Origin of the sequence: Pseudoxanthobacter sp. (genome assembly GCF_036822375.1) — a bacterium.
Classification (GTDB): Bacteria; Pseudomonadota; Alphaproteobacteria; order Rhizobiales; family Segnochrobactraceae; genus Pseudoxanthobacter.
This window is the reverse complement of record NZ_DAISHT010000020.1, coordinates 1-13,336: the sequence shown is the minus strand read 5'-3', so window position 1 is coordinate 13,336 and position 13,336 is coordinate 1. Positions and strand designations below refer to the sequence as shown.

The 13,336-nt window shown below is 71.0% G+C and carries 11 protein-coding genes; 2 read left to right on the top strand and 9 right to left on the bottom strand.

Annotation, left to right across the window (positions count from 1 at the left end):
- The 5 genes from V7067_RS03950 to V7067_RS03930 form a co-directional block, all read right to left on the bottom strand.
- A partial coding sequence (locus tag V7067_RS03950; RefSeq protein WP_334174578.1) for an AAA family ATPase occupies positions 1-1,536 on the bottom strand: 1,536 nt, incomplete at its 3' end.
- A 182-nt stretch (positions 1,537-1,718) separates the two neighbouring features.
- Positions 1,719-2,078: a response regulator gene (locus V7067_RS03945; protein ID WP_334174591.1), complete on the bottom strand. Its 360-nt coding sequence runs from the start codon at positions 2,076-2,078 to the stop codon at positions 1,719-1,721.
- 137 nt (positions 2,079-2,215) lie between these two features.
- Entirely contained in the window at positions 2,216-2,890 is a 675-nt protein-coding gene (locus tag V7067_RS03940; RefSeq protein ID WP_334174577.1) for a response regulator, read from the bottom strand.
- Positions 2,887-4,350, bottom strand: coding sequence for an ATP-binding protein (locus V7067_RS03935; protein WP_334174576.1), 1,464 nt, complete (start codon positions 4,348-4,350; stop codon positions 2,887-2,889). Before V7067_RS03935 ends, V7067_RS03940 begins: the two co-directional genes overlap by 4 nt.
- A gap of 656 nt (positions 4,351-5,006) precedes the next feature.
- Entirely contained in the window at positions 5,007-5,840 is an 834-nt protein-coding gene (locus tag V7067_RS03930; protein ID WP_334174575.1) for an alpha/beta hydrolase, read from the bottom strand.
- A gap of 564 nt (positions 5,841-6,404) precedes the next feature.
- Here V7067_RS03930 and V7067_RS03925 point away from each other — a divergent pair.
- Positions 6,405-8,156, top strand: coding sequence for a SulP family inorganic anion transporter (locus V7067_RS03925; RefSeq protein WP_334174574.1), 1,752 nt, complete (start codon positions 6,405-6,407; stop codon positions 8,154-8,156).
- Positions 8,157-8,224: 68 nt separating this feature from the next.
- Here the strand turns inward: V7067_RS03925 and V7067_RS03920 are convergent, their stop codons facing one another.
- A complete protein-coding gene (locus V7067_RS03920) occupies positions 8,225-9,427 on the bottom strand; it encodes an adenylate/guanylate cyclase domain-containing protein (RefSeq protein WP_334174573.1) in 1,203 nt (400 codons plus the stop codon).
- Between the two features lie 176 nt (positions 9,428-9,603).
- Here V7067_RS03920 and V7067_RS03915 point away from each other — a divergent pair, with 176 nt between their 5' ends.
- Positions 9,604-10,794, top strand: coding sequence for a DUF3095 family protein (locus tag V7067_RS03915; protein ID WP_334174572.1), 1,191 nt, complete (start codon positions 9,604-9,606; stop codon positions 10,792-10,794).
- 47 nt (positions 10,795-10,841) lie between these two features.
- Here V7067_RS03915 and V7067_RS03910 read toward each other — a convergent pair whose 3' ends face one another.
- From V7067_RS03910 to V7067_RS03900, 3 genes are all read right to left on the bottom strand, one after another.
- Positions 10,842-11,795 (bottom strand): zinc-binding alcohol dehydrogenase family protein, encoded by a 954-nt coding sequence (locus V7067_RS03910; protein ID WP_334174571.1) that lies wholly within the window; start codon positions 11,793-11,795, stop codon positions 10,842-10,844.
- Positions 11,796-11,981: 186 nt separating this feature from the next.
- Entirely contained in the window at positions 11,982-12,881 is a 900-nt protein-coding gene (locus V7067_RS03905) for an aldose 1-epimerase family protein (protein ID WP_334174570.1), read from the bottom strand.
- A gap of 84 nt (positions 12,882-12,965) precedes the next feature.
- Positions 12,966-13,336: sigma-70 family RNA polymerase sigma factor (locus tag V7067_RS03900; protein ID WP_334174569.1), on the bottom strand; the 371-nt coding region annotated here is incomplete at its 5' end.

Below are 13,336 nucleotides of genomic sequence, written 5' to 3'. Positions count from 1 at the left end.
CTGCGCCCGCAGGGCCGGCGTGCGCGCCATCTCGTCCTCGCGGCAGGCGGCGACGAACAGCACATGGGCCGGCGCCGTTTCCACAAGCGCGCGCACCACCGCAAGGCTGGCCCCGTCGGCCCAGTGCAGATCGTCGAGGAACACCACCAGCGGCGTGCCCGGCGTGGCGACGGCACCCAGCGTCTGCACGATGACGCGGGCCATGCGCGCCTGCGTCAGCGCTGCGGAAACCTCCGGCAGCGGGGCGGCGCTACCGAGCACGAAGGCGGCCTCCGGCACGAGATCGGCGACAAGCCCGCTGTAGCCGGCCAGCGTGGCGACGAGGCGCTCGCGGGCGGCCTCCAGCCCCGCCGCGCTCTCGCTGAGAAGCCCGGCGAACACGGTGCGCAGAATGCCGGCAAAGGGCGCAAAGGGCACGTCCTTCAGCAACAGATCGCTCTTGCCGGCGGCAAAGCGCGCCTCCGCCTCGATGACATGGGCGGCGAGCCGGGCGACCAGAGCGGACTTGCCGGCCCCGGCCTCTCCCGTCACCAGCACCCCTTCCGCCCGCCCGCTCTGCCGCACGCGGGCAAAAGCCGCCGTGAGGCAGCCGAACTCCGCCGCCCGGCCGAAAAGCCGGCCGGACAACACCGCCGGCGGGCCGATATCCGCCCGCCCCGGCGGAAAGGCCGCAATATCGCCGGTGCGCTGCCAGTCGTCACGGCAGCGCACGAGATCGGCGTGAAGCGCCGCCGCGCTCTGGTAGCGCCCGGCCGGCTCCTTGGCGAGCAGCTTCAGCACGATGGTATCGACCATTGCCGGCAGGTCGGGCCGGAGCGTGCCCGGCGGCTCCGCCGCCACGGCAACATGGGCATGCAGCCATTGCGCCGTGGTGCGGGCAGTGAGCGGGCGCTGGCCGGTCAGCAGTTCATAGAACACGACGCCGAGCGCATAGAGGTCGCTGCGCGCATCGCTGGCGGGGTTCTGCCGCCGCGCCTGCTCGGGGGCGGCATGGGCCATGGCGGCGCCGGAGGCCGGCGAAAGCAACGGCGCTTCCGGCATGTCGCCGGCCATAGCCTGACCGAAGCCCCGCAGCCGCAGGGTGCCATCCGCCGCCACCACGAAGCGCGACAGCCGCAGCGCCCGGTGAATGACGCCGGCGCCGTGCATCCGCGCCAGCACCGCGGCGGCTTCGACCGCAAGGTCGAGAAAGCGGCCCGGCGGCAGCAGCAGGCCGCCCTTCGCCACCAGCGTCTCGCTGTCCGCCGCCGAGAGCAGGATCACACGCCCGTCGCGGACGACGCGCAGCGGAACCTCGGCAACGGCCTCGCCCAGCCGGGCGGCGATGCGGGCCTCGCGCTCCAGCACGGCGGCGGCCGCCGTTCCGCAGGGCGCGCTCAGCATGCGCCAGCTCTGCCGGGTTTCGCGATCGAAGGCGGTGTGGCGCTCGATGCCGTCGCGCGCGCCGGCGGGAAACAGGCGGAGACGATTCCACCAGCCGGCGGCCGGCACCGCCTGCCCGCCGGCCGGCGCGGCCGCGCCGGATCGATCCGTCATGCCCCGTCCATCCATCTGCGGTCCCGTCTGTCTGTCTGCGGTCCCGTCCTGCGCCGTGTGCGCCCCGTTTCGCCGCGTCGCCTGCCGGCGGCCGCCCGCGAGGCACATTATCATCGCCGGCCCGCGGCGCGCAGCGGAACGGCTGTGCTTTCTGCCGGCCGCCGGTGCTGTCAGGCCTGCTGTCAGGCCGGCGCGCGCAGGGCCTGCCGGAGGCAGGCGATCATCTCGTCACCGTCGAACGGCTTGACGAAAAAGCCCGCTGCCCCGGCCGCGTCGGCCTGCCGGCGGATGCGCTCTTCCGGGAAAGCGGTGATGAAGATCAGCGGTACCGGATGGCCGCCGGCAATCAGGCGGGCCTGCAGCTCAAGCCCGTTCATGCCCGGCATCTGCACATCGCTGATGACGCATCCGGCCTCATTCAGGCGGGGCGAATGCAGAAAATCCTCCGCCCGCGCAAAGGTGCTGGTGGCAAAACCCCACGAGCGCAACAGGCTTGCCGTGGCCGTGCGCACCGCTTCATCGTCGTCGATGATCATCACCATCGCCGGCGGCCGGGACCCGTGCTGAGAGTGGGACACTTCAATGACGTCCTTCCGAAATTCTGTCCTGAAAGCGCGGCCCGCCCCCGGCCGTCGCCCCTGCTGCCCCCCTTGCTGCCACCCCGCAGCCGGAGCCGCCGTCACGGCCGGCCGGCGGCATCGGCCGCCGCCGGCAGCCCGAGCAGTTCCGACATGCGCACCAGATCGGCCAGCGAACGGGCCTGCATCTTGCGCATGACGTGGCCGCGATAGATCTTCACGGTCACCTCGCTCAACCCCACTCTGGCGGCGACCTGCTTGTTCATCAGGCCCGCGGTGACGAGGACCATCACCTCCTGCTCGCGCGGCGACAGCGTGCGGTAGAGCGCCTGCAGCCCGGCCAGCACCCCCTCCTCGCGGCGCCGCGCGCGGTCCTGACCGATGGCCGCCAGCACCGCGTCCAGCAACTCCTGATCGCGGAACGGCTTGGTGAGAAAATCCACCGCCCCCGCCTTCATGGCACGCACCGTCATCGGGATATCGCCGAAACCGGTCATGAACACGACCGGCATCGCAAGGCCCGAGCGGGCGATCTGGGCCTGAAAATCCAGCCCGCTGACGCCCGGCAGGCGCACATCCAGCACAAGGCAGCGCGGCATGTCCGGCAGCCGCGCGGCGAGCAGTTCCGCCGCCGATCCGAAGAGCTCGACTTTCAGGCCGATCGACCGCAGCAGGCTGGAAAGCGATGCCCGCAGCATTTCATCGTCATCGACAACAATCACCAGTGCATCATCGGGCGACGGCGCGGCATTCTTCATCATGGAGGCAACAATCATTCTTGCATGTCCTTCATGGCCGGAAGTGTAACATGAAAGGCCATACCGCCATCCGGAATCGGCCGGGCCGCAATGCCTCCGCCGTGGGCCTCAACGATGCTGGCGCAGATGGCAAGACCCAGCCCCATGCCGCCCGGCCGGGAGGTGTAGAACGGCTCGAACAGCCGCGGCAGGCGCTCGGCCGGCACCCCCGGCCCGGTGTCGCTGACGGTCACCGCCACCCCCGGCGCGCCGCCGCAGCCGTCGTCGTGCGGGGCGGAGGCGACGACCAGCACCCGCCCGCCGGCCGGCGCATCTTCGAGCGGCCCGGCTTCCATCGCCTGCAGGGCATTCATCATCAGGTTGATGAACACCTGCTGCAACTGGATGCGGTCGCCGCGGATATCCGCCAGCACCGGGGCGAGGCGCAGGTGCAGCACCACCCGGCGGGCGGCGATGTCGGCGGCAAGAAGCTGCGCCGCCCCGGCAATCACCCCGTTCAGCGCCAGCCGCTCGTGACGCGGCGCGTCGCGCCGTGCCAGAGCGCGGATGCGCGCCACCACCGCCCCCGCACGGCGGCCGGCGGCGATCATGCGCTCCACGCTGCCGGTCGCCTCGCCGATATCGGGCACCGGCCGGCCCAGCCAGCGCAGGCAAGCCTCGCCGTTGGTGATGATGGCGGCCAGAGGCTGGCTCACCTCATGGGCAACCGAAGCGGTGAGCTGGCTGAAGGTGGCAACGCGGGAGACCTGCTCCAGCTCCTGCTGCGCCTTCAGCAGCTTTTCTTCCGAAAGCCGGCGGCGGGTGATGTCGTTGTTCGTCTCCATGGTGGCCACCGGCCGGCCGGCGGCATCGCGCTGCAGCGACCAGCGGCTCGAAACGCGGATCTCGGTGCCGTCCCGGCAGCGCTGGCGCAGTTCGCCGTCCCAGCGCGCGGCGCGGTAAAGCTGCGCGGTCACCTCCGCCCGGCCCGCCGGCAGCACGGTGCCCAGAAGTTCGCCGGCATTGCGCCCCACCGCCTCGCGCGCCGGCCAGCCATAGAGCGCTTCCGCGCCGCGGTTCCAGTAAAGGATGGTGTCGGCGGTATCGCGCACCAGAATGGCATCGTGGGTCAGGTTCAGCAGCGCCGCCTGCTCCTGCAGCGACGCGGCCGAGCGCCGGTTGCGCACCGCCAGCACCGTGGTCAGCCCGATGGCCGTGAGGCTGACCCCGCCGCGCATCATGGCCTGCGGATCCAACGCCAGACCGTGGACCGCGAGAAAGCCCGCCACCGTCAGCCCCACGCACGCCGCGCCGGCCACCAGCAGCCCGCGCGGGCCGAGGCTGTCGGCCAGCAGCAGGATCACGGCGCTGTAGAGCACGGCGACGGCGGTATCGAGCGTCGTCAGCGTATCCACGGCGAAGATGCCCGCGCCGAGCGCAACGGCGGCCACGGACGACTTCAGCAGGCCGCGCGGGCGGAGGCTGAGGACCGGGTTCATCGCAGCCTCCCCTCGCCGGCACGGCGCGCCCTGTCGATGATGCTGAGGCAGCTTACCATGTGGCCCCCGGCCAGCCGCGCATACGAAGGTATAGCGGCGCGCTCCATCCGGCTGATCGCCCGGCGCCGGAACGGCAGACGAGGCGGCCGTGACGAAGGCAGCCGCCGGCAGCAACCCGTGCCGGGCCCGAGATGCCGGCGCAGCGACGACAGCACCGCCCGGCCGGGAACACGCAGGCGCTGCCCGGCAGCAACCGCGCCGAAGGCAGCAGCCCCCGGACCGCGTCTGCAAGCCGACCGCGCTTGCAGGCCGCAGGGACAGCGCGGCGCACGGCAGCCCCGCCGGCCGCGCGCGGCCGGCGCGCACAGAACGCAGGCCATCGTGAAAGGCGCCGCCGGAATTCCCCTTCAGCGCATCGGCACGGTCCTTCGGGAGCCGCCACCCCGCGGGCGAAAACGACACGGCAATAACGCGCCGCGTCCACGCCACAGGCAAAAGCGGCGCCGAACGCCGCCCGCGGACGGGCCGGCGGAGCGGGAGAGGTCGATGCCGGGGGACAGTGCCGGGGCCGGCGGCGGCGCGGCCGGCGGTTTGCCGGCCGGTTTCGTACTGCCGCCGCTCATTGCGCCGGCTTCCGCGCCCGGCCGGCAGCCCCGTCAGCTCTTCACGAAGGCCAGCAGGTCGGCGTTGATGACGTCGGCATGGGTGGTGCACATGCCGTGCGGAAAGCCGGGATAGACCTTGAGTGTGCCGTTCTGCAGCAGCTTCGCCGACAGCAGCGCGGAATCGGCAATCGGCACGATCTGGTCGTCGTCGCCGTGCAGCACCAGCGTCGGCACTGCGATGGCCTTCAGATCGTCGGTGAAATCGGTCTCGGAGAAGGCTTTGATGCCGTCATATTGCGCCTTGGCGCCGCCCGCCATGCCCTGCCGCCACCAGTTCTCGATCACGCCCTGCGAGACCGCGGCGCCCGGCCGGTTGAAGCCGTAGAACGGGCCCGCCGGCACATCGAGATAGAACTGCGCGCGGTTGGCGGCGAGCGCCGCACGGAAGCCGTCGAACACCTCCACGGGCAGGCCGCCGGGGTTGGCGGCGGTCTTCAGCATGATCGGCGGCACGGCACCGATCAGCACGGCTCTGGCGACCCGGCCTCCGCCGCCGTGGCGGGCCGTGTAGCGCGCCACCACGCCGCCGCCGGTGGAATGGCCGATGTGGATGGCATTGCGCAGGCCGAGATGCTCCACCACCGCGGCGGTGTCGGCGGCATAGTGGTCCATGTCGTGGCCGTCGCTGACCTGCGCCGAGCGGCCGTGGCCGCGGCGATCGGCGGCCACCACGCGGTAGCCGCGGGCGACGAAGAACAGCATCTGGTTGTCCCAGTCGTCGGACGACAGCGGCCAGCCGTGGTGGAAGAACACCGGCTGGGCGTCTCTCGGACCCCAGTCCTTGTAGAAGATCTCGACGCCGTCGGCGGTCGTGACATAACCCATCGGAGAGCCTCCTTAAGCGGAATGGTGAGCGGGCGCGCCGGCCGGCCGGCGGCAACAGCGAGCGGGAACGGAACGGAGGAGACCGGCGCCGCGCGAGGCCCCTGAGGGCCGTGACGCCGCGGCGCGGCAACAGCCGGATGGCTGGCAGACAAGGGGAACACCCCCGCAAACCGGGGGCAGGAACGGCTGCGCCGCGGACGACCGGTCCGGCGACGCCTGAGAAACGCCCGCGGGCGCCGGCTGTCGTCCCGCCGGGCTGCAACATGGCCGGGCTGCAACACGGCAAAGACTATGAGTGCCGCAGGAAGCGGACAATTCATCCGGCCGTGTCGGCCCCGGATACCAAGGCAGGCGGAAGCCATACCTAGGTATATCGCCCCGCCCCTTCGCCACCGGCCCGCGGGCGCGGCGGGAGCGCGGCTTTCGCAAATGTTGCAAATATGCGTGCGACCGGGCGCAGCATCTTGTTATCAGGCCACCGGTTTGCAAAGATCGCGGCGGCGACCGCCGACCTTGTGCCGACGATCCCTCTTTCGCCGCGGCCCACCAAACCGGTCAGTTGTCATGCCCACGCGTTCGCTCGAACCGAGCTTCACAGAGCTGTTCACGCCCAAGCTCGTCACGGTCCTTGCCGAGCATTACCGCCTGAAGGATCTCAAGGCAGATGCCGTTGCCGGCCTCACGGTCGCCATCGTGGCGCTGCCGCTGTCCATGGCGATCGCCATCGCCTCGGGCGTCACCCCGGATCGCGGTCTCTACACCGCCATCGTCGGCGGCTTCGTGGTGTCGCTGCTCGGCGGCAGCCGGTTCCAGATCGGCGGACCGGCCGGCGCCTTCATCGTGCTGGTGTCGACGACGGTCGCCACCTACGGCGTCGACGGTCTCATTCTGGCGACCATCATGTCCGGCATCATGCTGATGGCGGTGGGCCTGCTGCGCCTTGGCACCTTCATCAAGTTCATCCCCTACCCTGTCACCGTGGGCTTCACGGCGGGCATCGGCGTGATCATTCTGGCGAGCCAGCTGAAGGATCTGTTCGGCCTGACCCTGCCCCATGGCGAGCCCGGCCCCATCGTGCCGAAGATCGCCGCGCTCGCCTCCGCGCTGCCCTCGGCCAACGCGGCCGCCGCGGTGCTGGCCATCGGCGTCATCGCCCTCATCGTCATCATCCGCAGCCGCCGGCCGCAGTGGCCGAGCCTGCTGATCGCGGTGGCCGTGGCCTCGGTGGCCGCCTGGGGGCTGGGCCTGCCGGTGGAAACGATCGGCAGCAAGTTCGGCGGCATCCCCTCCACCCTGCCGGCACCGTCGCTGCCCGAGATCACGCCCGAACGCATCGTGGCGCTGCTGCCGGTGGCGCTGTCCTTCACCCTGCTCGGCTCCATCGAGAGCCTGCTTTCCGCCGTGGTTGCCGATGGCATGACCGGCCGGCGGCACCGCTCCAACTGCGAGCTGGTGGCACAGGGCGCCGCCAACATCGCCTCCGGCCTGTTCGGCGGCATCTGCGTGACCGGCACTATCGCCCGCACCGCCACCAACGTGCGCGCCGGGGCGCGCGGCCCGGTGGCGGGCATGCTGCATTCGCTGTTCCTGCTGGCGTTCATGGTGGTGGCGGCCCCGCTCGCCGCCTTCATCCCGCTCGCCGCCCTTGCCGGCGTGCTGGCGCTGGTGGCGTGGAACATGGTGGAGCGCCATGCCATTGCCGCGCTGGTGCGCGGCTCGCGCGGGGATGCGGTGGTGCTGGCAGCCACCTTCCTGCTGACGGTGTTCCGCGATCTTTCCGAGGGCATCGTGGTCGGGTTCGCGCTCGGCGCTCTGCTGTTCCTGCACCGCATGGCCACCACCGTGCGCCTCGATGCGGTGCAGTCGCTCGCCCCGGAAGACCGGCCCGACGATGTCAGCCCGCGCCCGGTCTATGACGGCGCACCCGCCGCCGACCGCGAGGTGGTGGTCTATCGCATCACCGGGGCGTTCTTCTTCGGCGCGGCCGCCACCATCGGCGCCGCGCTCGACCGCGTCGCCGACAACAAGGCGCGCGCCTTCATCATCGACGTTGCGCAGGTGCCGGTGCTGGATTCCACCGCCGCCACCACCATCGAGGGTTTCGTGCGCAAGGCGTTGCGGCGCGGCGCGCTGGTCTATGTCTCGGGCGCGGCGCCGTCCATCCGCCGGGTGCTGCTGCTGCACGGCGTGCGGCCGCCGGCGGTGCATTTCCGCCCCGGCGAGCACGAGGCCGTGGCCTCCGCGCACCGGGCACTGGATCGCCGGGCCGCCGGCCGGGGAACGTCGGACGACGACGAAGAGGCCGGCCCGGCCTGAGCCCGACAGCCGCCCGAAACGACAAAAGGGGCTCCCCGGGGAGCCCCTTTTTTTCTGACCTGCCGGCTTCAGGCGGGCACGCCGGAGACGGCGCGCGGCCAGGCGGCCTCAAGCCCCGCCGGCTCCAGCACCTCGATGGGGTCGGCCAGCCCGCGCACCGTGTGCCAGCCGCGGCTGACGAAATCGCGCCCCGGCAGAAGCGCCGCGAACCCGGTGGAAACCAGCAGCGGCCGCTCCAGCACGCTGCACAGCCCGGAGATGCGGGCCGTGACGTTGACATCCCGCCCGACGGCGGTGAAATCGAGCCGCGATCCCGAACCGACATTGCCATAGGCGACATCGCCATGATGCAGCGCCAGCCCGAAGCGGATCGGCTCGTCGGTGCCGAAATCCTGTGCGGAAGCGGCCGCAAGGGCGCGCTCGGCCGCCGCCAGCGCATTGGCGCAGGACCCGGCCGAGCCCTGTTCCTCGTCGGAGAAGATCGCCAGCACACCGTCGCCGATGAACTTCAGAATGTTGCCGCCGCGATCGGTCATGGCCGGCACGATGAGGTCGTAATAGCGGTTGAGCAGTTCGGCCGTCTCCTCCGGCGGCATGCGGGTGGAAAGCGCGGTGAAGCCGCGCAGATCGGCAAACAGCACCGCCGCGCGGATGCGCGTGACCTCGCCGCGGTGGGTGGTGCCGGAAACGATCTGCCGCGCCGGCCCCTCGCCCACATAGGCAGCCAGCAGCCCGCGCAGCACCCGGTGGCTGGAGAACACCTCCATCACCGCCGTGAAAGCGGGCAGAACCCGCGCCAGCAGACCCGCGAAGAAGGCCGGAAAGCCGGCCGGATCGCGCGTGGCGAAGGTGATGACGTTCAGCACCCCGTCGACGAACGGCAGCGGCTCCACCCAGTAGGCGCGGATGCCCTCTGCCTTCAGCTCCGGCACGATGCCGAAGCGGTCGTCCGGCGTTTCGCCGATATCGATGCGCAGCGGCCGGCCGGTCTGGTGCACGACATAATAGGGGCTGCGCTCATAAAGCCCCTCGTCGCGCTCGACATAATCATAGGTCGAGAGCGTGATGGCATGGCCCGGCCGCCACACGGTGCCGACGGCCAGAATGGTCGGCGACAGCACCCGCACCGACGTGGTGATGCGGTCGATGGGCAGACCGGTTGCCCGCAGCCGGTGGGCAAAGCCCTCGATGGCCACGGCGGGGTCGAGAAAGCGGGCCTCGCTGACCAGCCAGGCTACGATATCGTTGGCGTACTGATGTTCGCCGGCCATCGGGTCACTCCTGCCCCTGTCGTTGACGTTTCCGGCCCGCCGGCCCGCAGAGCCGGCTTGCCGCCTTGCACGACGCCGGCCGCAAGGCTCCTGACAAGCCCCGCCTTTGCCGGCATTATGCGTGCGTTGCGCGCCGGCGCACCCGAAAGATGCGCCCGCACCGGAGCCTGCACGCCATGCCGCAGCCGTTTCAGCCGCCTCCGGCGGCCGCCGCCACCGGTGCATTCTATCGCAGTGTTCCGGTCTTCGATCAGTTCAGCCACCTGACGGACCCGGCGCTTTATCGCCGGCTTCCCGATGACTGGCTGATCGGCCTGACGGATGTCGTCGCCTCCACGGCGCTCGCCGCCGAAGGCCGCTACAAGGCGGTGAACGCCGCCGGCGCCGCCGCCATTGCCGCTCTGGCCAATGCCATCGGCAGCGATGAATTTCCCTTCGCGTTCGGCGGCGACGGCGCTGCCTTTGCGGTGGGGCCGGAAGCCGCCGCGGCCGCAGCCGGGGCGCTTTCCGCAACCGCCGCGTGGGTGGCCGCCGATCTCGACATGACGCTGCGGGCGGCGCTGGTGCCCGTTTCCGCAGTGCGCGCCGCCGGCCTCGACATTGCCATCAGCCGCTTTGCGCCCTCGCCCAACGTGACCTACGCCATGTTTGCCGGCGGCGGCCTGACGTGGAGCGAGGCGCGGATGAAGGCCGGCCTCTATCATCTGCCCGCCGCCCCGGCCGGCGCCCGGCCCGACCTTTCCGGCCTCTCCTGTCATTTCGACCGCATGCCCGCCCGGCGCGGCATCATGCTGTCGCTCGTTGTCGTGCCCGCACCGGGTGCCGATCCGGCGGCCTTCCGCCGGATCGTCGACGCGGTGCTGGCGATGGTCGCCGCCAGCGGCGACGAGGCCGGCAGCCCCGTGCCCGAAGCCGGGCCGCCGGTTCTGGCACCCCTGCAGCTTGCGGCCGGCGGCCTCGATTACAGAACGCTCTACACCCCGCCGCCCTACCTTCCGGGGCCGCTGGGTCGGCTCTGGTTCGTCGCCCGGCTGTTCGTGAGCCGGCAGATCTTCCGCTGGCGAACCCCGGTCGGCGCCTTCGACCCGAAGCGCTACCTGGCAGAACTGGTGGCCAACACCGACTTTCGCAAGTTCGATGATGGCCTGAGAATGACGCTCGACTGCACGCCCGCCTTTGCCGACCGGCTGGAAGCCCGTCTGGCCGCCGCCGCGGACGTGGCGGTTTCAGGCCTGCACCGGCAGGATGCGGCGCTCATGACCTGTATCGTGCCCTCCGTCATGCAGGCCGGCCACATGCACTTCGTCGACGGCGCGGAGGGCGGTTATGCCGCTGCCATGCGCCATGTCAAGACGCCGGCGGGCTGAGGCACCGGCCGCCCGGCAACACGGGCGGCCGGCCCTGAAGCGCATTGTCAGGGCGTCAGCACCACGCGGCCGGCCCGGCCATCGTCCTGCCAGGCCTCGGCAACCGCGCTCAGCGGCATGGTGCGCACCGGCAGGCTGAGGCCGCCATCCAGCGCCGCGCCGAACACGCCGGCAATGGCATCCAGCAGGCCCGCGAGCGGCACGCTGCCGATGCCGCTGCCCATCAGCTCAAGGCCGGAGGAGCGCAGCACCGCAGCCGGAAGCGTGATCTCCGTGCCGCCCGAACTGCCGACCTGCACAAAGCGGACCGGCACGCCCTCGACCGCCGTCTTCGCCGCCGCCGCCAGCAGGCATTCGGCGCTCTCGCCCCACAGATAGTCCACCACGACATCCACGCCCGCGGCGAAATGGCTCCTGAACGCCTCGGTCAGCGCCGCGCGGTCGCCGGCGAGCGGCATCGTCACATCGGCACCCAGCGCTTCCAGCTCGCGCAGCACCGCGGTGTTGCGGCCGGTGGCGATCACCTTGCCGGCGCCGAAATGCCGGGCGATCTGCACCGCAAGCCGCCCGGAGGCGCCGGTTGCACCGTTGATCAGCACCGTCTCGCCCGGCTTCAGCCGCGCCCGCGCCGTGAAGGCCGCCCACGACGACATGCCGGGGTTGGCAAGAGCCGCCGCGGCAACGTCGTCCAGCCCGTCCGGCACGGCGATGACATGGCTGCCGGACACCGGCGCCAGTCCGGCCATGCTGCCATAGGGCGCGCGCGGCAGCAGAAAATAGACCCGCCGGCCATCGTCGAGCCGGCCGACGCCATCGACGCCGGCAACGAGCGGAAACGAACCGGAGGCACTGTAATGCGTGCCCGCGGCGCGAATGCGCGTCAGCGGGCAGAGCGCCGCCGCGGTAACCGCCACCAGCACTTCACCGGCCGCGGCCTGCGGCGCGGCAAACGATCCACAGACCGGGCTCTGGCCCCGCCCCCCGACAATTGCTGCTTTCATGATGGCCCTCCGCAGGCCGCATCAATTAATGTGCATGATACACATAATTTCCGCGCGGACCGGCGTCAATGGCTGGCGGGCGGGCACCGGCGGGCCGGCAGGCGCGTGCCCGCCGCCCGGCACCGGCCGCACAACGGGCGCAATAACCATCGGACAGAATTATGTTTTCCAGCTCGCGACCGGGCTTCAGCCGGCCGCGGAAACGCCGATTGTCATGCCGAAGGCGTGGCTTTCGCCGGGGGCGATCACCACGGCGCCGGTCTTTTCGGCAAAGTCGCCCGTAAAGCCCTCGCTGTCGGCAATGCCGTGCCAGGGCTCGATGCAGACATAGCCGGCGCCCGGCCGGGTCCAGATGCCGAGCTGCGGCATCAGCGGAAAACCGACCGTGATCGACGGCCCGCCGGCCCCGCCATAACGCACCCGGCGGCTGGCGGGCGCATCGAACACCAGCGCATCGTGCGCAAACAGCCCGTCGCGCAGCGCGAGGCGCCGCCCTTCGACGGGCGTCGGCACGCCGGCCGGCTCCACCAGCCCGTTCGGGCCGAGGCGACGCAGCGGCGCCGGCTCGTCGGCCTCGAAGACGATGGCGTGATCCTCCCGCGCGCCGGCACCGGGCAGCGGCCACAGGAACGCGGGATGGAAACCGAAACAGGCCGGCATCGGGCCGGCACTGCCGTTCGTGACCGTCACCGCCACCTCAAGCGCCGCGCCGGTGAGGGTGAAGCGCACATCGAGCGTGAACGCGAACGGATAGACCGCGCGGCTGGCTGCATCGTCGGTCAGGCGGAACAGCACGCTGTGCGGCGTCCGCTCCGCCACCTCAAACACCCGGCGGCGGGCAAAGCCGTGGCGGGCGAGCGGGAACGACCGGCCGTTCAGCCGGTATTCGCCGCCGGCCAGTTCGCCGACGACGGGAAACAGGATGGGCGCCCGCCCGGCCCACACCGCCGGATCGCCGTTCCACATCAGATCGGTTTCGCCGAGCCGCAGCGCCTGCAGTTCCGCCCCCAGCGCCGAAATGGCGGCCGTGAGCGGGCCCGCCGCGATGGAAACGATTTCAGCAGCACCGGACGCAGCATCGGACATGGACGACAGACCCTGACGGACGAAGGAACACGGCCGGACGGCAGAGACGGAAGCGGCGCCTTCCGGCGCCGCCCGCATCGTGGATCAGTTATCGAGGAAAGAGCGCAGCTTGCGCGACCGGCTCGGGTGCTTCAGCTTTCGCAGCGCCTTGGCCTCGATCTGGCGAATACGCTCGCGGGTGACCGAGAACTGCTGGCCGACCTCTTCCAGCGTGTGGTCGGTGTTCATGCCGATGCCGAAGCGCATGCGCAGCACGCGTTCCTCGCGCGGGGTCAGCGAGGCCAGCACCCGCGTGGTCGTTTCGCGCAGGTTGGACTGGATCGCTGCATCGATCGGCAGGATCGCGTTCTTATCCTCGATGAAGTCGCCGAGGTGCGAATCCTCCTCGTCGCCGATCGGGGTTTCGAGCGAGATCGGCTCCTTGGCGATCTTCAGGACCTTGCGCACCTTCTCCA